Source organism: Aureimonas ureilytica, from assembly GCF_001475935.1.
Lineage (GTDB): Bacteria > Pseudomonadota > Alphaproteobacteria > Rhizobiales > Rhizobiaceae > Aureimonas > Aureimonas ureilytica_A.
Map to the genome: position 1 here is coordinate 342846 of NZ_LDQA01000028.1, position 21817 is coordinate 364662.

At 64.5% G+C, this 21817-nt stretch carries 21 protein-coding genes; all 21 read right to left on the reverse strand.

The window, feature by feature from the left end; all coding sequences use genetic code 11:
• Positions 1 to 234: 234 nt before the first annotated feature.
• A complete protein-coding gene (locus tag NS365_RS14140) occupies positions 235 to 1752 on the reverse strand; it encodes a flagellar hook-length control protein FliK (RefSeq protein WP_058600909.1) in 1518 nt (505 codons plus the stop codon).
• A gap of 5 nt (positions 1753 to 1757) precedes the next feature.
• Positions 1758 to 3023 (reverse strand): hypothetical protein, encoded by a 1266-nt coding sequence (locus NS365_RS14145; RefSeq protein WP_153003777.1) that lies wholly within the window; start codon positions 3021 to 3023, stop codon positions 1758 to 1760.
• A complete protein-coding gene (locus tag NS365_RS14150) occupies positions 3020 to 4162 on the reverse strand; it encodes a flagellar motor protein MotB (RefSeq protein ID WP_058600911.1) in 1143 nt (380 codons plus the stop codon). Before NS365_RS14150 ends, NS365_RS14145 begins: the two co-directional genes overlap by 4 nt.
• Positions 4159 to 4983, reverse strand: coding sequence for a hypothetical protein (locus tag NS365_RS14155; RefSeq protein ID WP_058600912.1), 825 nt, complete (start codon positions 4981 to 4983; stop codon positions 4159 to 4161). Before NS365_RS14155 ends, NS365_RS14150 begins: the two co-directional genes overlap by 4 nt.
• 3 nt (positions 4984 to 4986) lie before the next feature.
• A complete protein-coding gene (fliF, locus tag NS365_RS14160; protein WP_058600960.1) occupies positions 4987 to 6690 on the reverse strand; it encodes a flagellar basal-body MS-ring/collar protein FliF in 1704 nt (567 codons plus the stop codon).
• A gap of 264 nt (positions 6691 to 6954) precedes the next feature.
• Positions 6955 to 9108, reverse strand: a complete 2154-nt coding sequence (locus NS365_RS24990) for a flagellin (protein ID WP_058600913.1) — start codon at positions 9106 to 9108, stop codon at positions 6955 to 6957.
• Between the two features lie 336 nt (positions 9109 to 9444).
• Complete coding sequence (locus tag NS365_RS24780; RefSeq protein ID WP_058600914.1) at positions 9445 to 11604, reverse strand: flagellin; 2160 nt, start codon at positions 11602 to 11604, stop codon at positions 9445 to 9447.
• A 223-nt stretch (positions 11605 to 11827) separates the two neighbouring features.
• Positions 11828 to 12610 carry a flagellar type III secretion system pore protein FliP gene (fliP, locus tag NS365_RS14175; protein WP_058600915.1) on the reverse strand — a complete coding sequence of 261 codons (783 nt, stop codon included), beginning with the start codon at positions 12608 to 12610 and terminating at the stop codon, positions 11828 to 11830.
• The gene (locus tag NS365_RS14180; protein ID WP_153003778.1) at positions 12607 to 13218 is read right to left on the reverse strand and encodes a flagellar basal body-associated FliL family protein; all 612 of its coding nucleotides are present in this window, start codon (positions 13216 to 13218) and stop codon (positions 12607 to 12609) included. Before NS365_RS14180 ends, fliP begins: the two co-directional genes overlap by 4 nt.
• A 255-nt stretch (positions 13219 to 13473) precedes the next feature.
• Positions 13474 to 14181, reverse strand: coding sequence for a flagellar basal body L-ring protein FlgH (gene flgH / locus NS365_RS14185; RefSeq protein ID WP_192843405.1), 708 nt, complete (start codon positions 14179 to 14181; stop codon positions 13474 to 13476).
• Positions 14178 to 14804: a MotE family protein gene (locus NS365_RS24530; protein ID WP_193753443.1), complete on the reverse strand. Its 627-nt coding sequence runs from the start codon at positions 14802 to 14804 to the stop codon at positions 14178 to 14180. The genes flgH and NS365_RS24530 overlap by 4 nt, the downstream gene beginning before the upstream one ends.
• Before the next feature lie 8 nt (positions 14805 to 14812).
• Positions 14813 to 15883: a flagellar basal body P-ring protein FlgI gene (flgI, locus tag NS365_RS14190; RefSeq protein WP_058600962.1), complete on the reverse strand. Its 1071-nt coding sequence runs from the start codon at positions 15881 to 15883 to the stop codon at positions 14813 to 14815.
• 122 nt (positions 15884 to 16005) lie between these two features.
• A complete protein-coding gene (flgA, locus tag NS365_RS14195; protein WP_058600917.1) occupies positions 16006 to 16491 on the reverse strand; it encodes a flagellar basal body P-ring formation chaperone FlgA in 486 nt (161 codons plus the stop codon).
• 3 nt (positions 16492 to 16494) lie between these two features.
• Positions 16495 to 17277 (reverse strand): flagellar basal-body rod protein FlgG, encoded by a 783-nt coding sequence (flgG, locus tag NS365_RS14200; RefSeq protein ID WP_058600918.1) that lies wholly within the window; start codon positions 17275 to 17277, stop codon positions 16495 to 16497.
• Positions 17278 to 17291: 14 nt separating this feature from the next.
• Positions 17292 to 17618: a flagellar hook-basal body complex protein FliE gene (locus NS365_RS14205; RefSeq protein WP_058600919.1), complete on the reverse strand. Its 327-nt coding sequence runs from the start codon at positions 17616 to 17618 to the stop codon at positions 17292 to 17294.
• A gap of 5 nt (positions 17619 to 17623) precedes the next feature.
• Complete coding sequence (flgC, locus tag NS365_RS14210; RefSeq protein WP_058600920.1) at positions 17624 to 18040, reverse strand: flagellar basal body rod protein FlgC; 417 nt, start codon at positions 18038 to 18040, stop codon at positions 17624 to 17626.
• Positions 18041 to 18046: 6 nt separating this feature from the next.
• Positions 18047 to 18427, reverse strand: a complete 381-nt coding sequence (gene flgB, locus NS365_RS14215; RefSeq protein ID WP_058600921.1) for a flagellar basal body rod protein FlgB — start codon at positions 18425 to 18427, stop codon at positions 18047 to 18049.
• Between the two features lie 303 nt (positions 18428 to 18730).
• On the reverse strand, positions 18731 to 19180 hold the full coding sequence (locus NS365_RS14220) for a hypothetical protein (protein WP_058600922.1): 450 nt from the start codon (positions 19178 to 19180) through the stop codon (positions 18731 to 18733).
• A gap of 62 nt (positions 19181 to 19242) precedes the next feature.
• Positions 19243 to 20331, reverse strand: a complete 1089-nt coding sequence (gene flhB, locus NS365_RS14225; RefSeq protein WP_058600923.1) for a flagellar biosynthesis protein FlhB — start codon at positions 20329 to 20331, stop codon at positions 19243 to 19245.
• A 74-nt stretch (positions 20332 to 20405) separates the two neighbouring features.
• Positions 20406 to 21428, reverse strand: a complete 1023-nt coding sequence (locus NS365_RS14230; RefSeq protein ID WP_082684604.1) for a FliG C-terminal domain-containing protein — start codon at positions 21426 to 21428, stop codon at positions 20406 to 20408.
• Positions 21429 to 21438: 10 nt separating this feature from the next.
• Positions 21439 to 21759, reverse strand: a complete 321-nt coding sequence (gene fliN / locus NS365_RS14235; RefSeq protein WP_244498451.1) for a flagellar motor switch protein FliN — start codon at positions 21757 to 21759, stop codon at positions 21439 to 21441.
• Between the last annotated feature and the right edge of the window lie 58 nt (positions 21760 to 21817).

Genomic DNA, 21817 nt, shown 5'->3' on the forward strand with positions numbered 1-21817 from the left:
CCCCACCGAATGTCTTGCGTTTCGTTAGGGAAAAGTTACCTGCACCCCTCGAATCGGCCTATCCCCAAAAATCACTATAGGGTTAACGCAAGCTTGGGCGTTGCATAAAAGTCGACGGAGTTTCAACTCGTTAACCCTTTCAAGGCCACAGAGCCTATATTTTTGCGGCGCAAAAAAGGGCGGAAAGGAGACCCTTTCCGCCCTTGTTCTGTTTTGCAGAAACGAGATGGTTTTTCAGAGATAGGTGGACGCTCGGCGAGTGCGCGAAGCGTCCTGCGATACGGTGCCATCGCGAGCCGGGGTCTCGGGCGAACGGCGCCCGCTCGGCTGCTCGTCGCGAGATGGCGAGCCGTCTCTGGCAGCTTGTCCCGACGCTCCGTTCGAGCTCGAATTGTCGTTGCCCGCACCGGCCGATCCATCGGCCGCACGCGGGGCGTTGGCCTGAATGTCCTTGGCGACCACGGTGATCGCGGCATCGTCAAGTGAGAAGCCCGCGCGCTCCAAGAGCTGACGCAAGGCCCCGCGATCCTCGGCTAGGAGCACCGCCGTATCGGCGCGGCTGGCCGCAAGTTCCACCGTGAGCTTGCCTTCCGACAAGCGCATGGACACGTCCAGCGTGCCCAGATGTTCGGGCTTGAGCTGGATCGTAAGCGTTTTCAGCGCCGCGCCGCCGGCCCGCATGCGCACATGCGCATCCTGATCGGGCGTCGCCGCGCTGGAGGGCCGTGCGTTGGGCTCGCCCAGAACTTCGAGCATCCGGTCGGCAATCTGGGTGGCGATGCCGAGCCCGCCCGCTCCACTGCCGCCCGCCGCCAGAGCATCGACCGTCAAGGTCTTGCCGCCTGTTGCGGTATCGCTGCCCTTGGCCGCGTCCAGCGAAGCCGCGCGCTGCGTATCGCTGCGCCGCTCGCCACCCTGATCCGCGCCCGCTCGGCCGCGATCGGACAAACGTGCCAGGGCTTCGTCGAAGCGCAAAGGCAGCGGCGCCTCGCTTGGCTGCTGGCCGTCGCCTGTCGCCGCCGCGCCCTTGGTGGACATGCGCTCCGAACTGGCCTGGGCCGCCGCCTTGGCCTTGTCGCTGAGGCTTGCCAGAACCGCGCTGGCAGACGATTCGGCGGCGGTCTTGACACCGGCGGACTTGGCATCCGCCGCCGCCTTCCGAGCGGCCTCGTCGCCTTTCGCCTGAACGAGAACCATTCCGTCCTGATGCGGCTCGAAATGCGTTTCCATCTTCAGGACTTCGAGGCGAACGCTCTTGCCGCCGGTCCCCTCCCCGCCCGTCGGATCGAGCCCCTGTTCCGCTCCGCTGGGCACCAGCGTTCGGGTCGCGGCGTCCTGTTCGGAGGCCTTGCGCTTGTCGTCGCTGCGCTGGCCCGAATGATTCAAGAGGCCCAGGAGAGACTGGAGCGCGCGCTTGTCAGCGCCCTCCGCCTGCGTCGCATCGGCGGCGTCCGCATCCTTGTTGGGATCGGTGTCCTTGCCGTCCCCCGCATCGCGCTTTGCAGACGTCGCCTCGCTCGCTCGCGCGCTCGAAGCGTCCTGCGACGGCGTTGGCTTGGCGGACGCGTCGCCCTGCACGGACGGGGCCGGCGCGCGATTGTCGGCACTCGCCGTATCGCGCTGCGGCGGCTTGGCATCCCGCACGGCCGCGTCGAAGGCGCGGCCCTGGTCACGGCGCGCATCGTCGTCGCGCGGCGCGGTCCGAAGTGGCGGTTCACGATCCGGCATCGGCGGGGAGAGATCGATCTTCATGGACCTTAAGGCTTCAAAGCTTGGGAGGATTGGGCGAGAGCGGCTTCCGCGCGTGCCAGAACGGCGGGACCGTCGGCCTTGGCCGACGCGACGTTCAGGGCGGGCGCCGGCATGGCCGCCAGCGTCGCGTCGATCTGGTCGAGCACGGTATAGGCGGCGTCCAGCAGGGTGGCGTCTTCGGGATGCAGTTCGGCGCGTTCGATCCGGTCGAGCGTCTGGCGTGCCTGGGTCGGCTTCAGCGAGCCGAGCGAGGAGGCTGTCTTGTAGAGTTCGGCGCGGCTCTGGTCGGGTCCCGACAGGCCGGGGATCGCGAGCGCCGCTTCGGCCGAAGCGGCGGCGAACTGGAGATTGCCTTCCACCAGCGAGCGCCGCGCCGCCGCGAGATAAAGCGTCTGCTGGCGCGGGCCCGAGAGGGCCGCGATCACGTCGGACATTTCGGCCAGCGCTTCTTCCGCATTGGCCGAGCCGCGGCTCGTCACCATCGCGCTGAAGCGGGCCTCGAAATTGCCGGCATAGGAGCTGTTGGCGAAGCGATCGAAATAGCGCCGCGCGAGCTGATCGGCGCGGGCATGGTCGCCGCTGGCGTCCACCAGCATGGCGCCAAGGCGCAAGGATGCTTCTTCGATCAGGGTGCCGGGTGCCAGAAGTCGGGCCTGATCGAGATGCGCGATGGCGTCCTTTGGATTGTCACCCTGATGGATCTGACCCAGCACCAGATGCAACTGGGCCGCCAGAACCGGCTCCATCTCTGCGAGCGGCACATCGGCAAGGCGCTTCTTGGCCTTTTCCAGATTGTTGCGGACATAGGCCAGCGTGCCTTCGATCAGCGCCGTCTGGGACTCGTCCAGAAGCTTTTCCCGCATCAGGCGGTCGAGGACATCGGGCGTTCCGCCGCTCAGCGAGAAGAGGATCGCCGCGCGGAAATTGCGCGGATCGCGCCAGACCGCCGGATCGGCTTCCAGAAAGGTTCGCCCGAAACGGCGCAGGAGAAGGGCCTGCACCCGGATCGCCCGGTCATTGCCGCGCGCGACCTGATCCTGAAGGAACTGCACCGAGCGCATGACGTCGAAAGGCATGGGCGCACGCGTCGTGGCGAATTGTGCGGCCGCCTCTCCCTGCGCCCCGGCATCCGCCTTGGCTTCTCCTTCGGCGGGCGCCGCGACTTCGTGGCCGCTCGAAGCGGCCGCTTCGGCCTGTCCGCCGTCCTCGGCCCGGAGGGCTCCGGAACCGAGGATCAGGGCGCAGAGGGCCACTCCGAGAACTGTTTTCACGCTGCTGGCTCTTTCAGGAGGATCTCGATGCGCCGGTTGCTGGCGGCCTCGGGATCGGACGTGTTGCTGGGTTGGCGGTCGGCGACGCCCTCGATGGCCTCGACGCGCTTGTCGTCGAGCCCGCCGCGCATCAGCATGTAATAGGCCATGTGCGCGCGGTCGGTCGAAAGGCGCCAATTGTCCAACTCGCCCTTGTTCTGAGCATAGGGACGAGCGTCGGTATGGCCGCGAATGACGATCTTGCCCGGCCGGGACTTCAGGATGCCCGCGATCTTTTCCATGAGATGGATCGCATCGGCGGTCGGACGGGCCGAACCGATCTGGAACATGCCGGTGTCGAGCGTGTCGGCAAGCGAGATCGTCACCGTGCCCGAGCCTGGAGCGCCGGCCTTGACCGCGACATCCGCCCCGGCGCCCGGAGCGCTGGCCTCGATTTCCTTCTCGATCTTGGCCGCGTCCGCTTCCTGCGCCGTGCGCGGAGCCGCTGCCGGCTTGGGCGGGGCCGGTATGTTAACCGTCGCCACCGTCTTGAACTCATCGGCCGATGGCGGCGGAAGGTTTTCGGTCAGCGGCTTGTCGGCCAGATCGTTGGCGCTTGCCACCATGTTCGGCTGCATCTGCCACGAGGTTGGATCGAACGGATCGCGATAGGCGTCGCCGCCGTTCAGACCCGGAAGGCCGGTGCCATCGGGCTTGCCCTTGGCCGTGCCCTTTTCCACCGCCGGGCCACCTTCGGCCACGATCTCGGCGAGAACCGCATAGGGGTCGCGGAACAACGCCTGATCCTCGCCGCCTTCGGCCGTCCCGCCCACGGGCTTACCGCCGGGCTGACCGGGCTGCGAGTTCGGGCCGGTCTTCTGCTCGGGCGGGCCGGAGGGCGCCGCGTCGGTCTTGGTCAGGCCGTCGGTCGGCGGGACGTCGCTGTTCAGTTCGATCGGGTTGAAATATTGCGCGATCTGCTTCTTCGTCGCCTGATCGGACACGGCGGTCAGCCACATCACGAGGAAGAAGGCCATCAGCGCCGTCATGAAGTCGGCGAAGGCGATCTTCCAGGCGCCGCCGTGGTGACCGTCATGATCGCCGCCACCCCGGCGGACGATGATGATGCTGCCGTGATCGTGTGCGGAATCGCTGCTCACGAGAGGGCCTCTTCAACCGCCTTCAGCCAAGCGGCCAGGCGCGTTTCGATCACGGTCTGGTTGGCGTCGATGCGCACATCCGTATCCGTCTCGTTCGTGTCGAAGGACACGTGGCGGGCATGGTCGCCGAGCTTGCTTTCCAGAGCCTGAAGCAGGTCGCTCGGACCCGATGCCGCGATCTTCACCGACGAGCCGTCGAAGGCGATCGTCTTCACCGCGCCGGCCAGCTCGTCCACCGTCTGGCGCTTGCGCGCGTCGAGAACCAGCGGGCGCAGCAGGGAGTTGAGCGTCGACTTCAGCGCGTCCTCGAACACCGCCATCTGCAGGATCACGAGATCGGCCAGGCGGTCGCCCTCGTTTTCCACCCAGTTCCGTCTGGTGTCCTGCAGGGTGGCGCCATGTTCGGCGGCGAGCTGACGGCGAAGCTCCTCGATCCGGTCGGCCGACACGCGCTCCAGATCCTGGCGCAGCGTTTCGGTTTCCTCGGCCGCCTGCCGACGGGCATCGGCCAGCGCGGCTTCGCGCTCTTCGATCAGGGCTTCACGCTCGGCCGCCCAGGCCTCGCGCTCGGCTTCGAGCTCGCGGAGCGGAACGCGGGGCTCGGTAACGGGCCGCAGCTGAGCCTGCTGGCGGCTGGGGGCGGCGAGCGCCTTGGCGGGCGCGGCCGGGGCGCGAGCCGGAGCGGGCGCTGTGATACGAGGCAGGCTGTTCTGCAGCGGGCGGGTGGCGACCGGGGCCGGAGCGGGCCGGCGGGCCGGAGCGCGGAAGGGGACGAATTCGTCGTCGGACTGATCGGCCAGGAGCTGAGCGAGAGGGATCATGGATTAGGCCGCTTCTTTATCGTGGATCCACTGCTTCAGGATGGCTGCCGCTTGGGCTTCGTCGAATTCGACGAGCTTTTCGAGGCGCACCTTGGGCGAGTTGGCGCGGTTGCGGGTCAGTTCGTCGAGGAGGTCGTCGGAGCTGGCGGGGTCGCCGTAACCGAGCGAGGCTGCAAAATCTTCCGAGAAGGTCATGGCACCAGGAATTCCCGTGATCTCTGGCATGTCGAGCGAGGGATTGTGCAGCTCGATCGCATCGTCCGAGCCGAGTGCGCCGGCGGCGGCAGTGTTGTCGTTGGCGGCCGGGCCGGCGATGGCGCGAATGGCGGGCTTGAGGCCGAACCAGATCACGAGAACCGCGACCACGAGGATGGTAAGGGCGTTGACCACCGTGCCGGACTGCTTGAGCAGCATTTCAGCATAGCTGGGAGCGGGCACCGGCTCGAGGTCCTGACCGTTGGACACGAAGTCCACCGCCGTCACTTCCAGCTGGTCGCCGCGCGTCTCGGAGATGCCGGAGGCGGAGGCGACGAGCTTGCGCACTTCGGCCAAGGCCGCGTCGATCTGCTCCTGGGTGGCGTTCTCGCCCACCGTTGCGGCCAGACGGGCGCGGTTGACGACGACGGCGACCGAGAGCTTCTTCACGTCATAGCCGTCGGACACGGTCTGTGTCGTGGTCTCGTTGATCTCGTAGTTCGTCAGTTCCTCGCGGCGGTCCTTGGCCTCGGAGGAATTGTTCCCTTGAGCGTTCGCCTGCGGCTGGGCCTGGGGCACGTTCTGGCCGGCGGTGGCCGGGTTGTTGCCAGACGTATCGGTCGACTGGCCGGTTTCCTTGACCGTGCGCACGGAGCGCTCGACGCGGCCTTCGGGGTCGAACTTGCGGGCACTCGTCTGCTTGCGGTCGGTGTCGAGCCGGGCGATGACGGAGGACTGGAAGTTGCCGACGCCGAGATAGGGAGCGAGCGTGCGGCGGATCGAGTCTTCGATCGAGGTCGAGACGATCGATTCCATGCCGAGCTGCTTGGTGGAATTGGCGTTGGTGGAGTCGTCGCCCGAGGCCAGAAGGCGGCCGTCGGTGTTCAGCACCGTCACCTGATCCACCTTCATGCCGGGAATGGCCGAGGCGACGAGGTGGCGGATGGCCTGCGCGTTGGCGAAATCCTCGAAATTATCGGTGCGGATCACGACGCTGGCAGACGGCGGTTGCTGTTCGCGGCGGAACGAGCCCTGCTCCGGAAGGACGATATGCACGCGGGCAGCGCGCACGTCCTTCAACGTCTGGATGGTGCGAGCCAGCTCGCCTTCCAACGCACGGACCTTGGTCACCTCCTGCATGAAGGTGGTGAGGCCCATGGAGCCCATCGTGTCGAAGAGCTCGTAGCCCGCCTTGTCGGAGCGCGGCAGGCTCTTTTCAGCCAGCAACATGCGCGCCGAGGCGGTCTGGGAGAAATTCGTGGAGACGGTGTCGCCGGTGGCGTTCACGTCGAAGGGAATGCCGGCCTCTGTCAGGGCCGCGCCGATGCGCGCGACATCCTGCCGATCGAGGCCGGAATACAGGACCTCCATCGTCGGCTTGGATAGGGTCCAGGCGGCAAGACTGACCAGCGCCACCGCCACGATGCCAACCATCGCCAGCGCGCCGAGCTTTCGGCCGCCGAGCGCCTGAAGATTGGACAGAAGTTTCTGGGCCTCGGCCCGAGCGACCATCGCCATAGAGTTCGCCTGCGGATGCGGGAAGTGATGATCCGACATTGGGCGAGTAAGCTTGTGCGGGCGTGATGAATTTAACCGCGCGGCAAGGTTTGCGGCTGGCTGCGGTTTCGGTGCATCCCCTCCCCCGAAGCCTCGGAGCCACAGTGTTCGTTCCCGCCCCAAAACGAAAACACCTCCCGAGCCTTGCGGCCCGAGAGGTGCTGGAGACTGGAGTTCGAACCGGCGGGTTGCCCCGCCGATCCGGCCCGTCCGTTCGAATTACGAGCGGAAGAGCGAGAGAACGCCCTGAGCGGACTGGTTGGCGATCGAGAGCGCCTGGGTTCCGAGCTGCTGCTTGACCTGCAGAGCCTGGAGCTTGGTGGACTCTTCGGTCATGTCGGCGTCGATCAGGTTGCCGACGCCCTTGTCGATCGTGTCCATCAGCGTGTTCACGAAGGACTTCTGCATGTCGATGCGCGAGGCGACAGAGCCAAGCCCAGCGGCAGCAGACGTGACCTTGTTGATCGCCGTGTTGATGACCGAGATATAGGCCGTCAGCACCTGTTTGATCTGGTCGCTGGTGGTGGCGCCCACCTTGCCCAGACCGGTCGCCGAGATGTCGATCTTATCGACCGAAATCTTGTCCGCACCCGTGGAAGCCACGACGCTGCCGATCGTCAGGCTCGACGTCGCACCGAAGGAGTTCGTGGTGAAAACCAGCTGCGTGTTGCTGTTGGTGAGGGAGGTCTTCACGCTTGTCACGCCCGATGCCGCAAGAGCAGCGTCCATGACCGTCTTGAACTCTGTGGCGGTCGCGATCTGACCGGAGACGTGCCCCGCAGCCGTCAACGTCTTGTCGATCAGAGCCTTGTTGATCGTGATGTTCGTCGCGCTGGCAGCACCGTCAACCTGAATATTGAAGTACAGGTTGTCGTCGCTGTCCAGATTGATCGCCGCAAACGTACCGGTGGTCGCCGTCGACTGAACGGCGACGTTCGACAAGCCTGTGCCGGCCGCCGTGGTCGGCATCTTGGCCGCGCCGGAGGTGGCATCGTAGAATGCGGCCGAGGTCAGCGAGGTCGTGGACGTCGTGCCGGTGGTCAGCGAAGTGATCGTCAGCTGGTTCGAGGCGACGGTCGCGAAAGCCTTAGCCGAGAAGTTCGCATCCGCGTTGAGCGCGGTGGCGAGCGCAGCGGCGCCGGAGCCGATCGCCAGCTGGCCGGTGGTCACGGTCGAACCATCGACGTTCAGCGTCAGCTGCACTTTGTCGGAGCTCGTGAGACCGCTGGAAGAGCCCGTGTAGAGCGTCGTGTTCAGAGCAGCCGTCGTCATCGAAGCGGCCTTCGACTGGCCAGTGAAGGTGCTCGAGATCGCGGTATTGTCACCGATGACACGGAAGTCCGTGATCGTCAGTTCCTGGTTATTGGCGGTGGCCTTGATGTCGAGGCTGGTCGCAGTACCGCCGTTGACGGCGATGGTCAGGCCCGTACCGGTCATATTGGCCAGTTCGGTTGCCAGAGCGCCAGCAGAGCTGGAACCGCTGACTGCGTTCGCCACAGTGTAGGTCGTGGTATAGGCTGTACCTGCCAGAACGTAGCTCAGCGATACCTTCTGACCAACGGCCAGCTTGAGCGAACCGTTCATGGCCAAGGTTGCAACGTCCTGAGCACCGGACGCAGCACCCGTTGCGTCAAGCCCAGCACCTGCAACCGCACCGGTCACCGTGGAAGCCATCGCCGTACCGGCCGCCAGACCAGTCGAGGTCCCAACTGCACTGGCCAGACCAGCCTTGGAGGTGTTGCCGCCAACCGTAGCAATGCCAAGGTCGATATCACGGCCATCGGTGCCCTTGAGCGACACAGCACCGTTCACGATGCCGCCGGCGCCCGTCGCCGTCGAGGCGTCGAACAGCGAGACAGCCGACGTGTCGACCTTGATCGTGCCGATTGAAACCGAACCGTTCGCATCACGCGAAAACGACGCTACAACCTGCTTGTTAGCATTGTAGGTCGTTGCAGAGCTATCAACCGACAGCCAGTTCTCGCCGGAGAAGACCGAAGAAGAAGCGATCGACTTCAGCTGGTCCTGCAGCTGGCCGATCTCCTGCTGGATCGTGTCGCGGTTGACGCCGTCCTGCGTTGCGGCCGTCAGCTTAGACTTGATCTCGTCCAGAACGTCCTTGGCTTTGGTGAGGCCCTGATAAGCCGTGTCGACCGTCGAAGCGCCAAGGCCGAGCGCGTCCTTGACCGTGGAAAGCGACTTGTTGTCGGACTTCAGCGTCGTGGAAATCGACCAGTAGGCCGCGTTGTCCTTGGCTTCGCCGATCTTGTAGCCGGTCGAAATGCGCGACTGCGTCGTCTCGAGCTGAGCGTTGGTGTTCTGAAGAGTGCGCAGAGCGGTCAGAGCCGCTGCGTTCGTGTTCACGCTGGTCATAATAGTGTCCCGTTACTAAGAAACGAAAAGGGACAGGCTGGGTCTTCGCCAGCATGAAGGATCGGCGTCATGCCCTTGATCGACCTCGATTTTCGATCAACCCTTCATGTCGATCAACATATCGGGCAAGATTTAACGCCGGATGAAAAGCGTTCGATTCGGAAGATCTCTTTTGCGCGTCGGCTAAAAATGAGCACGAACGCTTTGCTCCATTCGCGGAAGAGCTGTCAGCTTCGGGAGTTTGCACGCAGATCGTAATGGGCTCGAATGTGAAAAGGCCCCGGACGTTGCTGTCCGAGGCCTTTAAATTCGCGTTGGATCGTCTGCCTTCGAGACTTAGCGGCCCGACTGGAAGAGCGAGAGAACGTTCTGAGCGGACTGGTTGGCGATCGAGAGGGACTGGGTTCCGAGCTGCTGCTTGACCTGCAGAGCCTGGAGCTTGGTGGACTCTTCGGTCATGTCGGCGTCGATCAGGTTGCCGACGCCCTTGTCGATCGTGTCCATCAGCGTGTTGACGAAGGACTTCTGCATGTCGATGCGCGAGGCGACCGAGCCCAGCGAAGCGGCAGCGGATGTGACCTTGTTGATCGCCGTGTTGATGACCGAGATATAGGCCGTCAGCACCGACTTGATCTGGTCGCTGGTGGTGGCGCCCACCTTGCCCAGACCGGTCGCCGAGATGTCGATCTTGTCGACCGAAATCTTGTCCGCACCCGTGGAAGCCACGACGCTGCCGATCGTCAGGCTAGACGTCGCACCGAAGGAGTTCGTGGTGAAAACCAGCTGCGTGTTGCTGTTGGTGAGGGAGGTCTTCACGCTTGTCACGCCCGATGCCGCCAGAGCAGCGTCCATGACAGTCTTGAACTCTGTGGCGGTCGCGATCTGACCGGACACGTGACCGTTGGCGGTCAACGTCTTGTCGATCAGAGCCTTGTTGATCGTGATGTTCGTCGCGCTGGCAGCACCGTCAACCTGAATGTTGAAGTACAGGTTGTCGTCGCTGTCCAGGTTGATCGCCGCAAACGTACCGGTGGTCGCCGTCGATTGGATGGCGACGTTCGACAAGCCTGTGCCGGCCGCCGTGGTCGGCATCTTGGCCGCGCCGGAGGTGGCATCGTAGAAAGCGGCTGAAGTAAGCGAGGTCGTGGACGTCGTGCCGGTGGTCAGCGAAGTGATCGTCAGCTGGTTCGAGGCGACGGTCGCAAAAGCCTTGGCCGAGAAGTTCGCATCCGCGTTGAGCGCGGTGGCGAGTGCAGCAGCATCGGCACCGATCGCCAGCTGGCCGGTGGTCACCGTCGAACCATCGACGTTCAGCGTCAACTGCACTTTGTCGGAGCTCGTGAGACCGCTGGAAGAGCCCGTGTAGAGCGTCGAGTTCAGAGCAGCCGTCGTCATCGAGGCGGCCTTCGACTGGCCAGTAAAGGTGCTCGAGATCGCAGTGTTGTCACCAATGACACGGAAGTCCGTGATCGTCAGTTCCTGGTTATTGGCGGTGGCCTTGATGTCGAGGCTGGTCGCAGTACCGCTATTGACGGCGATGGTCAGGCCCGTACCGGTCATATTCGCCAGTTCGGTCGCCAGAGCGCCAGCAGAGCTGGAACCGCTGACTGCGTTCGCCACGGTGTAGGTCGTGGTATAGGCTGTACCTGCCAGAACGTAGCTCAGCGATACCTTCTGACCAACGGCCAGCTTGAGCGAACCGTTCATGGCCAAGGTTGCAACGTCCTGAGCACCGGACGCAGCACCCGTCGCGTCAAGCCCAGCACCTGCAACCGCGCCGGTCACCGTGGAAGCCATCGCCGTACCGGCCGCCAGACCAGTCGAGGTCCCAACTGCACTGGCCAGACCAGCCTTGGATGTATTGCCGCCAACCGTAGCAATGCCGAGGTCGATATCGCGGCCATCGGTGCCCTTGAGCGACACAGCACCGTTCACGATGCCGCCGGCGCCCGTCGCCGTCGAGGCGTCGAACAGCGAGACAGCCGACGTGTCGACCTTGATCGTGCCAATTGCAACTGAGCCGTTCGCATCACGCGAAAACGACGCTACAACCTGCTTGTTAGCGTTGTAACCGGGAATGCTCGTATCGACCGAGAGCCAGTTCTCTCCGGAGAAGATTGAGGACGAAGCGATCGACTTCAGCTGGTCCTGCAGCTGGCTGATCTCCTGCTGGATCGTGTCGCGGTTGACGCCGTCCTGCGTTGCCGCCGTCAGCTTGGCCTTGATCTCGTCCAGGACGTCTTTGGCCTTATTGAGGCCCTGATAAGCCGTGTCCACTGTCGCGCCGCCGAGGCCGAGCGCGTCCTTGACCGTGGAAAGCGACTTGTTGTCGGACTTCAGCGTCGTGGAGATCGACCAGTAGGCCGCGTTGTCCTTCGCTTCGCCGATCTTGTAGCCGGTCGAAATACGGCCCTGCGTCGTCTCGAGCTGAGCATTGGTGTTCTGAAGAGTGCGCAGAGCGGTCAGAGCTGCTGCGTTCGTGTTCACGCTGGTCATGATTTTTGTGTCCCGGAATGGAATCAGTCGAGGGGACATGCTGGCGGGCCCAGCGGCGCGGTTCGGCATCATGCCTTTGATCGGATTTCAGCGAGATCAAACCGCTATCAACAGGACTTTACGGCGACGCAGTTAACGTAGGGTAAAGATGAAGATGACGGCGCGTCGCTCTTTCATGATTTTTGCGATTTCGTTGCGGCAGATACCGCAATGTCACGGAGCCTTACATAAACGAGCGCACCAGACTGCCCGTCAGCATGTTCCAGCCGTCGATCAGGACGAAGAACAGGATCTTGAAGGGAAGCGAGATGATGGTCGGGGGGAGCATCATCATGCCCATGGACATGGTGAGGGTCGCCACGATGAGATCGATCACCAGGAAGGGCAGGACGATCAGGAAGCCGATCTCGAAGCCGCGGCGCAGTTCCGAGATCATGAAGGCGGGAACGAGAACGCGGAAATCCACGACCTCCCCTTCCCCGGAGCCCTGCTGCACTTCCGGCAGACGGTCGCGATTCGAGGCTTGCGCGAAGTCGGAGAAGAGCGCGAGATCCTGGCTGCGCACCTGATCGAGCATGAAATCGCGGAAGGGTTCGGCGATGCGCGGCAGCGCCTCTTCTTCCGTGATCTGCCCCTTCATCAGAGGCTGCAAGCCGTCGCGCCAGCTCTGGTCGAAGGTCGGCATCATCACGAAGAAGGTGATGAAGAGCGACAGCGAGATGATGATGAGATTGGCGGGCGTCGTTTGAAGGCCGAGCCCCGAGCGCAGGATCGACAGCGCGATGACGACGCGCGTGAAGGCCGTGACCATCACAAGGAGGCCGGGCGCGATCGAGAGAACCGTGACGATGCCGAAAAGCTGGACGATGCGGCCCGAGACGGCCGTGTCGCCGGCCGGAATCAGCGACGCCAGGCTGTTGGCGGCATTGGCCACCGCGTCCTGCGCATGGGCGGGCGCGGCCCAGGCCGCCGCGAGCAGCGCGGCGGCGAGAAGCGCGCGTCTCACTTCACCACCAGCGAGCGAACGGTGACGTCGACGACGGCGGGTGAGCGCAGGCGCGCGCGCTCCAGAAGGTCTTCCTTCAGATGAAGAAGGCCGCGCGAGCCCTCGATCTGCGCGAGTTCCAGCGTGCGCAGAAAAACGAGCGTGTCGGCCTGGACCTGATTGGTCAGCGCCGCCTCATCCACCTTTTCCGTGCCCTGCTGGCGCAGCACGAGACCCATTTCGAGGCGGGCCTGCGCGCCAACGGGGGAGGACAGATCGGTGAGAATGGCGGGAATGGTGACGAAGCTTTCCTTGGGCGGCTCGCCCTTGGCTTCCTTGTTGGCGAGCGAGCCATGCTCGCCCGTCTCCGCCTTGGCCGACTCGCCATGTCCGCCCTCAGCGGGCTTGGCCTCGCCATGCGCGGCATCAGCCGGATGAGCTTCCGCCGCGCTCGCATCGGGCGCGGGTGCGGGAGCCGGTTTCAGGAGAAAGCCCAGCGCCGCGCCGCCGCCGGCCGCCAGAAGCGTCAGACCCGCCACCACGGCGATCATCTGCATCTTGCCGCCCTTCTTGGCTTTCGGGTCGCCGCCCGCAAGAATGGCAAGCGCTTCGGGAGTGAGGTCGGTCATCAGGCGCTCCGGCACGAGACAATGCGCAGTGGGAAAGCCGCAGCCTCCCGCCCGAGCGGGTTCCATCGCGGCCTCATCGCCCCCGCCACCGGCGCGACGCATCGCGGGCGGGTGGGGCATTGAGGAAAGTGTTAATAAATCGTGCTGGCCCGAGCCTGACCGCAGCGCGCAACAAAAAAACGGGCCGGCGAACCGACCCGTTTCCAAGGGAGAGGATGGAGAGTTCGGGCGAAGCGGCGCTTCGCCCTGGACGCCTCAGTAAGGCAGCGCGTTGTCCAGGACCTGCTGGCCCCAGGCCGGCTGCTGCACTTCCGTGAGGCGACCCCGGCCGCCGTAGGAAATGCGCGCTTCGGCGATCTTCTCGTAGGAGATCGTGTTGTTGGGCAGGATGTCGCCCGGCCGGATGATGCCGGCGATCGACAGAACGCGAACCTCGAAATTGACGCGGATCTCCTGCTGGCCGGCAATATAGAGATTGCCGTTGGGCAGAACCTGCGTGACCACGGCCGCGACCGAGACGTTGATCTCTTCCTGGCGATCGACCGTACCCTTGCCGGCCGTCTTGGTGCCGTTCTTGAGGCCGAGATCGGCGCCCACAGTGGGAAGCCCCCAGGAGCCGAAGGACCCTTTGAGATCGGCGCCGACGCTGACACCCGAATCGCGCGAGCGCTTGGTGTTGTTGTCGAGCTTGGCCTTGTCGTCGATCTTGATCTTGACCGTGACGATGTCGCCGACATTGAGCGCGCGCGTGTCGCGGAAGAAGTCGGCGTTGCGGCCGGTCCAGAGGGAGTTCACGTGGCGCGGCGGCTCGGGCGAATAGGCGGCCTGCGGCTGAACCACGGGGGGGAACTGATGCAGCCCCGTTCCCACCGGCGTCAGCACGGGCTCCTTCATCAGGTCTTCGCGCGTCGTGGTGCAACCGGCCAGAACGCCGGTGGCAAGAAGGCAGGCGAGGATTCTCACGATTTCTGTTCCTCGGCAGCGGGCGGCGAACCGGCAGAGTCCGCCTGGGCCGCGCGGTCGGTCTTCTGGGTGATGATGGCGGCCAGTTCCGCCGCGACGGGCGCGGGCATCTCGGCCAGAATGGCGCTCGCCTGGCGCGACTTGAGACGGGTGAGCAGCGCGGCCGCCGCCGGGCGCGTCATGCCGGCGAGCTGGCCGGCGGCCGCGTCCGGCTTCATGCCCGAATAGATCTGGATCATCGTGTCCGAGGTGGATTCGATGAAGGCCTTGCGCTCGGCCAGCCAGCCTTCGACTTCTTTGCGCTTGGCATCGAGTTCCTCGATCCGGGCGTTGAGCTGACCTTCGGCCTCCTTCAGCTGAGCGAGCTGAAGGGCATTGCGCGCGTCGAGCGCAGGATCGGAAATATTGGAGCAATAACGCTGCACGTCCGTCGTCGGCTGAACCGGAACGGAGGCTTCCGTGCCGTCGGCGCCGATCACGCGGACCTTCACAGGCGTCGTCGGCGGCCCCACGGGCTCCTTGCTGCCCGAAGCGTCAGCAAACTGAAGGCCACCCAGAACCAGGACGCCGGCCAGAAGCGCGGTGCGAAGCGAAGACGAGCGGACGAAGGGCGAAGGGGTCATGACGGATCTCACTGAACCACGAGGTCGGCTTGAAGCGCGCCGGAGGTCTTGATGGCCTGAAGAATGGCGATGATGCCGGTGGGCTTGAGGCCGAGCCGGTTGAGCCCGCGCACCACCGCATCGAGATTGGCGCCCTGCACGATGGCGAGATTGCCGCCGCCCTGCTGCGCGTCCACCGTCGTGTCCTTGGTCACAACGGTCTGCCCGTTGGAGAAGGGCGCCGGCTGCGAAACATTGGGCGTGTCGGTGATGCGGACTGTCAGGCTGCCATGGGTGACGGCGACCGTCGAAATCTTGACGTCCTGCCCGATGACCACCGTCCCGGTGCGCTCGTCGATGACGACCTTGGCGGCCTGATCGGGCGTGATCTGAAGATCGCCGAGATCGGCGAGGAAGCGGGTCGAGGAGAGCTTGGGCGGGCGCGTCAGCGTGATGTTGCGGAAGTCCTGCTCGCGCGCCACCGGGCGGCCATAGGCCTGCACCGAGAAGGCGTTGATCGCGTCCACCACACGGATCGCCGTGCGATAGTCCGGGTTGCGCAGTTCCATCGTGATGGTGGGTGTGTCCACCGTCGCGCGCTGCACCTCGCGCTCGATCAAGGCGCCGCCGGCGATGCGGCCGGTGGTCGGCGTGCCCTGCGTCAGGCTTTCGTTGGTGCCCTCGGATGAGAAGCCGCTGACGGCGAGCGCGCCCTGGCCAACGGCATAGATTTCGCCGTCCGGGCCGTAGAGGGGCGTCATGACCAGCGTGCCGCCCATCAGCGACGAGGCATCGCCGAGCGAGGAGACGTTGATGTCGATGCGCGAGCCGATGCCCGAAAAGGCCGGCAGATCGGCGGTCACGACGACGGCCGCGACATTGCGCGTGCGTGGATTGGCCGAGCGCACGTTGACGCCCATGCGATCCAGCATGGACTGGAGCGATTGTTCGGTGAAGGGCGAGTTGCGCAGGCTGTCGCCCGTGCCCTGGAGGCCGATCACCAGACCGTAGCCGACCAGCTGGTTGTCGCGCACGCCCTTGACGGTCGTGATGTCCTTGATGCGCACGCCGCCCGAGGGGCGCACGCGCGGCACCACCATGTTGAAATTCTCGCGCGCGCCGATGCCGGCTTGGCTGTAGCCGGCGCCCGCATAATCGGCCGCAAAGGCCGAGGTCAGGCCGAAGGAAAGGCTCGTGGCGACGAGCATCGCTCGCTTGAGGCTCATTGTGAGGACACCTCGATCGTGCCGTCTTCCATGGCGATGCCCGAGATCGTGACGCCGCTGTCGGTGTTGCGAACCCGAATGGCCTGACCCGCCGAGCCGGACTGGAGCGGCAGGCCCATGCCGGTGATCAGCAGGCCTTCCTCGCGATAGATCAGCTTGGCCGGAACGCCGGCGGTCACCGAATCGGGCGACTTCAGGTCGGACAGGAGAATGGGCTGGTTGGGCAGCAGCGTGCGGCGGGCGAGTCGGTTCTTCAGCATCCCCTCCTCGACCACGTAGGAGGACAGCTGCTCGCCCGGAACGGTGAAGCGCATCGGGATGATGCCTTTGTCGAGCACGCTCTGGCCGGGATAGACCACGGCGGTCGGCACCGGCAGGTTGAGATCGGCCGCGCCGGCCGGGGCCGGCGACAGTGCGACGAGAAGCCCCGCGCCAAGCAAGCCCGCGAGGGAGAAACGGCGAAGAAGCGGGGCTGCGATCATGGTTTAGCGAATACCCTTCGAGACGACGCCGGCCATTTCGTCGGCTGCCTGGATGACCTTGGAGTTCATCTCGTAGGCGCGCTGCGCCGAGATTAGCTCGGAGATTTCCTTGACAGGATCGACGTTGGAATTTTCCAGATAGGCCTGCTTGATCACGCCATAGCCGGGATCGCCCGGAACGCCGGCGATCGGCGTGCCGGAGGCGACGGTCTCGCGGAACAGGTTGTTGCCCTGCGCGGCGAGGCCCGGCTCGTTGGCGAAGTTGACCAGCGAGATCTGGCCGATGAGCTGATCTTGGCCGCTGACCTTGGCGTAAACCTGACCTGCCTCGTTGATCGAGACCTGCGTCGTGTCCTGCGGGATGGTGAGGCCGGGATCGACCACGAAACCGTCGAGCGTGACGAGCTGGCCGGTGGCGCTTTTGTTGAAGGCGCCGTCGCGGGTGTAGAGCGTTTCGCCGTTCGGGCCTTGGATCTGGAAATAGCCCTGGCCGTTGATGGCCAGATCCAGATCGTTGCCGGTCTGCTGCAGCGCGCCCTGGATATGGACGGTGCGAACGGCGGCCGTGCGCACGCCCAGACCAATCTGCACGCCCTCGGGGATCGTGTTCTCGCCGCCACGGGCGGGCACGCCCTGTGCGCGCTCGACCTGGTAGAGAAGATCGGTGAACTCGGCGCGGGCGCGCTTGTAGCCGGTGGTGTTGATGTTCGCGATATTGTTCGCGATCACTTCGACATTGGTCTGCTGGGCGTTCATGCCGGTCGCGGCGATCGCAAGGGCGCGCATTGCTTTGGTCTTTCTCAGATCGACATGCGGGAGAGTTCAAGATAGGCCGAGACGACCTTGTCGCGGATCGCGATGGCCGTCTGGAGCGTGCGCTCGGCGCCCATGACCGCGTCCACGACGGCCTGGGTCGAGGCCTTGCCGTTCACGCCCTGGATCGAGGTCGCTTCGGCGCTTTTCACCGTCTGGTTCGCTTCGCGCGCCATGTCGGCCATCGCGGCGGCAAAGCCCTGGCCGGCGGCCGCGTGGGCCTCGCCGGCGGCGGTCGTGCCGACCGACATCGAGGTGGGATCGAGGCGGAAAGTGTCGACGCGCGCGGCCGCGCTTCCGATAGCGGGGATCATGGCGTTCAGCCTCTCATGAGATCGATGGTCAGGTTGATCAGCTCACGCGCCTGCTTGACCACCTGCAGGTTCGCTTCATACGAGCGGTTGGCCTCGCGCATGTCGGCCATTTCGACGAGCGGGCTGACATTGGGCATCTTGACGTAACCGTTGCCGTCGGCCGCCGGATTGCCCGGATCGTATTCCGACTTGAACTGCGAGCGGTCGAGGCCGACATCCTTGACCCGAACGATCTCGGCGCCGGTCAGCCGGTCGATCTCGGAGGTGAAGGTCACGGTCTTGCGGCGGTAGGGATCGGTGCCCGGCCCCTCGCCCGTGGAGCGGGCGTTGGCGACGTTTTCGGCCACGACGCGCAGGCGCGTGGACTGGGCTTCGAGACCGCTGGCGGCAATGCGAAGAGCGGAGGAGATGGCATCGGTCATCGACTGTCAGCCTTTCAGCGTCTGGAGATACATGCGGTGAAAGGCCTTGGCGATCGACGTATCGAGCGCGAAGTCTCGGGAGATCTCACCGGCCTTCAGCATTTCCTGCTCGAGGCTCACCGAGTTGCCGGAATGGGTGATGTCCCAGGGCGTCTGGCGCGTTTCGTCCACCCCGAAATCCCGCCCGGCCGAGGCCACGAGATGGCTGGGGTTGGAGGCAGCAAGTTCCAGCTTGGTGGTTTCGAGAACGGAGGTGAAGGGCGACACGTCCTTGGCGCGATAGCCGGGCGTGTTGGCGTTGGCGACGTTCTCGGCCACGACCGCCTGACGCTGCGAAAGCCAGTCTGCGCGGGTGGACGACAGGCCGAAAAGATAAAGATCGCTCATGAAGGCGTAAATCCTCGAGAAACATCTCGTAACGCCGTTTTAAGGATAGGCACTTGTCCGAAGCTGGCCAAACATGAAAAACTCGTTTATTAACCTGATGTTAACAAGTATTAATCGTAGTTAATACATGCCCGCCCGGTCAAAAAAAGACCCCGCTCGAGCGGGGTCTGTGGCGGGTCGGGAGACGAGCGAGGTGCTGGTCAGCGCATGTCCGTTGAAAGGCGAGTTGGCTTTCGAGCCCAGACCATGCGCGAGACAAAGGACAAGAGCCCGCTTGGCGCAGCCACGCTCGACGCCAATATCTTACACGCGGGGCGCGGTGCGCATCCGCGCGGCCTCGATGGCTTTCGCCAGACGCTGCGTGTTGACGCTCGGGTCGGCGTCCGGGTCCTTGAAGGCGATATAATTGATATGGACAGCCGCTCGCGTGGCGGTGAGGGTCAGGCGGAAGTGGACGCTCACCTCGGGCAGGCGCAGTTCGAGGTCGAGATCGATGGTCGGGGCCGAGCCCCAGCTCAAGTGCTCCTCGCCGCTTTCGGCAAAGCGCAGGACGCCGGGCGCCAGATAGAGCTGGGCGGAGGATTCCACGATATCGGCGATATTGCCGAAAGCGTCCATGCGCAGGAACGCCACATAGTCGGCCGGTTCCACAAGCCGCAGTTCAGCCACGACCTCGCGGAGGCCGTTCGCCACGAGACGTTCCCGTTCGGCTGCGTGCTTGTTGCGAACGTTAAGCATGACTTGGGCGCCCATGGAGAACCTTTACGCGGGAAGAACAAGATGATCCGGGCAAGGAAACACGCGGTCCGGATCGATTAGGCGACACCAATTTCCAGGCGCGTCCCCGGACGCTCATGGAGATAGTAGATGACTTCCGCGACGGCCTTGAAGAATTGCGGAGGGATCATCTGATCGACTTCCACATGATCGTACATCGACCTTGCCAAGAGCTTGTCCTCGACCACAGGAATGTCATGTGTTTCGGCAATCTCGCGGATTTTCAAGGCCATGGCGTCGACGCCCTTGGCCACGACCAGCGGCGCGCCGCCTTCTTCACGGACATAGCGCAGCGCGATGGCATAGTGCGTCGGATTGGCGATCACCACGGTGGCCTTGGGCACCGAGGCCATCATCCGCCGCTTGTTGCGCTCGCGGGCGATCTGGCGCTGGCGCGCCTTGACCATCGGATCGCCTTCGGCCTGCTTCATCTCGTCCTTGATCTCCTGCTTGGACATGCGCAGGTCGCGCCGCCACAAGATACGGGAAAACAGGAGATCGGCCGCCACCAGCAGGATCGTCGCCACGGACACGGCCGCGAGCAGGCGCATCGCCAGACCGAGGATCGTTTCGGGAAGCTGCTGCGGATCTGAAAACATCGTCGCCAACAAGAGAGGCAGTTCCTTGGAAAGTATCCAACCGACGATGATCATAGCGCCGAAGAACTTGAACAATGACTTAGCGAACTCGGTGAAACCGCGCTTTCCGAACAGTCTTCCCCAACCTTGGGTTAGCGAGACGTTGGACGCTTTGGGACGAATTCGCTCAAGATTGATCTGGGGCGGATTTTGAAGAAGGGAAGCCAGTATTCCAGCCACGATGAAGAGGCCGGTGGCCGGCAGCACGAAATGCGCGGTCTGGAGCGAGATCGTATGGAGAAAGCCGAGCGCGTCGTAGCCGTTGCCGATCGACCATTGCGTCGGGTTTTCGAAGGTGACTTTCAGATCGCTGAAAAGCTGCGCCGCGTTGTTGCGAGCCTGGAAGATGACGACGCCGATAGCCGCCAGGAGCGAGGCGAGAATCGGCGCTTCGCGAGAGACCGGAAGATTGCCCTTCTCGATCGTATCTTGAATGCGCTTCTCTGTCGGGTCTTCCGTTTGGGACTCTTTGTCCGCACCGTCCGCCATGGTCCGTCCGCTCCCAATCGCATAAGGCACAGGGCCGGGCGCGGACCCTCATGGTCCCCGCCCGGCCCTGGCCGTCATTCGCCCCGTTCGGTGAGGTCGAGCCGGCCCTCCGCCGACAGGCGCAGCGCGGCGGCGGCAATCGAGCGGCGCGCGTCCTGGACGGCGGTCGCGGCGACCGCTTCGTTGCGGCTGAGTTCGGCCTCGACCATGCGCCGGGCGCGAGCGCCGAGCGCGGAGAGAACGGCCTCGCGCATGGTCTCGTCGGTGCCCGAGAGCGACTGCGTGACCGTTTCGGTCGGAATCGCATCGAACAGGAGCAGGCGGGACTTCCTGGGCAGGCCCGGAATGTCCTCGAAGGCGAAGAGCAGCTTGCGCAGCTCCTTGGCTTCTTCCGGCTCGCTCGTCTCGATCGCGTTCAGGAGATCGTCGGTCTGCCGCTTTTCCATGCGGTTGACGATCTCGGCCAGCGTTGCGTGGCGCTGCTTGCGCTCTGCGCCGTTGCCGCCCGACACGAAGGATTCGCGGAAGCGATGCTCGATCAGGCGCGACATCTGCTCTGTCGGCGGCTTGGCCGACAGCATACGGCGCACCACGTCGTTGCGCAGCGGCCCTTCGAAGGAGGCGACGACCTGCGCCGCGACCTCGGCCTTGAGGCGCTGGACGGCATAGGCGATGACCTGGGGATGCTCCTTCAGGAGCAACGCCGTGATCGCCTGCGCGCCAAGCTGTTCCATCTCGTACCAGACCGGCAGCCCCGCATCGCCTTCCATGGCCTCGTCGGCGTCGAAGACGAGCGCGAGTTCCTCGCTGGAGAGCGAGGAGCGCAGGAGCTTGGAAAGCTCCGAATCCAGGCCGATCAGGCCGGGTCCGGCGCGAAACGCGTCCTGGAAGTCGGCGACGATGGCGTCGAGTTCCACGGCCGTGATCGGCTTCTGCTGCGACGCGCCCTGGCGCAACGTGCGGATTTCTTCCGGCGAGAAATGCTTGAGGAGCTTGGCCGCGCCTTCGCCGCCGAGCGTCAGGAGCAGGATCGCGGCGCGCGCAGCGCCCGATTTCTGCGGCCCTTCGAGCTCCAAAGGAGTGTAAGCACCCAACATGGCCGAACCGTCAGATCGCGCCGGAGGACTTCGCGCGCGCCTGGTGGGCGGCCGGCGACACGATTTCCGTCAGCGTGATGCCGAAGCGCTGATCTTCGTTTTCGAGAACGACCACCTCGCCGCGCGCCACGATGCGGCCATTGACCATCAGGTCCACCGGATCGGAGACATTGGTGTCGAGCTTGACCACAGCGCCGCGTCCGAGCTTCATCAGATTGGCCACCGGCATGACGGTCGAGCCGAGCACGACCTGCATGGTGACGGGGATGTTCATGATGACATCGAGATTGGGCTGAACCGGCGGCAGGTCGGCCGCGGCCGCCATCGGCATCTCGTCGTCGTAGCCTTCCGCCATGAAGCCGTGTTCGGCGCCGAGCTCGGCGTCGGTC

Bases quoted from the DNA above. Each gene is read 5' to 3' on its own strand.
- NS365_RS24530 (WP_193753443.1), bottom strand. From the start codon at position 14,804: ATGACCCCTTCGCCCTTCGTCCGCTCGTCTTCGCTTCGCACCGCGCTT.
- flgA (WP_058600917.1), bottom strand. From the start codon at position 16,491: ATGATCGCAGCCCCGCTTCTTCGCCGTTTCTCCCTCGCGGGCTTGCTT.
- NS365_RS14230 (WP_082684604.1), bottom strand. From the start codon at position 21,428: ATGTTGGGTGCTTACACTCCTTTGGAGCTCGAAGGGCCGCAGAAATCG.
- flgG (WP_058600918.1), bottom strand. From the start codon at position 17,277: ATGCGCGCCCTTGCGATCGCCGCGACCGGCATGAACGCCCAGCAGACC.
- fliN (WP_244498451.1), bottom strand. From the start codon at position 21,759: ATGCCGATGGCGGCCGCGGCCGACCTGCCGCCGGTTCAGCCCAATCTC.
- NS365_RS14155 (WP_058600912.1), bottom strand. From the start codon at position 4,983: ATGATCCCTCTCGCTCAGCTCCTGGCCGATCAGTCCGACGACGAATTC.
- NS365_RS14220 (WP_058600922.1), bottom strand. From the start codon at position 19,180: ATGGGCGCCCAAGTCATGCTTAACGTTCGCAACAAGCACGCAGCCGAA.
- NS365_RS14205 (WP_058600919.1), bottom strand. From the start codon at position 17,618: ATGATCCCCGCTATCGGAAGCGCGGCCGCGCGCGTCGACACTTTCCGC.
- flgI (WP_058600962.1), bottom strand. From the start codon at position 15,883: ATGGTGGTGCCGCGCGTGCGCCCCTCGGGCGGCGTGCGCATCAAGGAC.
- fliF (WP_058600960.1), bottom strand. From the start codon at position 6,690: ATGGTCGCTCGGGCCGAGGCCCAGAAACTTCTGTCCAATCTTCAGGCG.
- NS365_RS24780 (WP_058600914.1), bottom strand. From the start codon at position 11,604: ATGACCAGCGTGAACACGAACGCAGCAGCTCTGACCGCTCTGCGCACT.
- NS365_RS14140 (WP_058600909.1), bottom strand. From the start codon at position 1,752: ATGAAGATCGATCTCTCCCCGCCGATGCCGGATCGTGAACCGCCACTT.
- flgB (WP_058600921.1), bottom strand. From the start codon at position 18,427: ATGAGCGATCTTTATCTTTTCGGCCTGTCGTCCACCCGCGCAGACTGG.
- flhB (WP_058600923.1), bottom strand. From the start codon at position 20,331: ATGGCGGACGGTGCGGACAAAGAGTCCCAAACGGAAGACCCGACAGAG.
- NS365_RS14180 (WP_153003778.1), bottom strand. From the start codon at position 13,218: ATGACCGACCTCACTCCCGAAGCGCTTGCCATTCTTGCGGGCGGCGAC.
- flgC (WP_058600920.1), bottom strand. From the start codon at position 18,040: ATGACCGATGCCATCTCCTCCGCTCTTCGCATTGCCGCCAGCGGTCTC.
- NS365_RS24990 (WP_058600913.1), bottom strand. From the start codon at position 9,108: ATGACCAGCGTGAACACGAACGCAGCGGCTCTGACCGCTCTGCGCACT.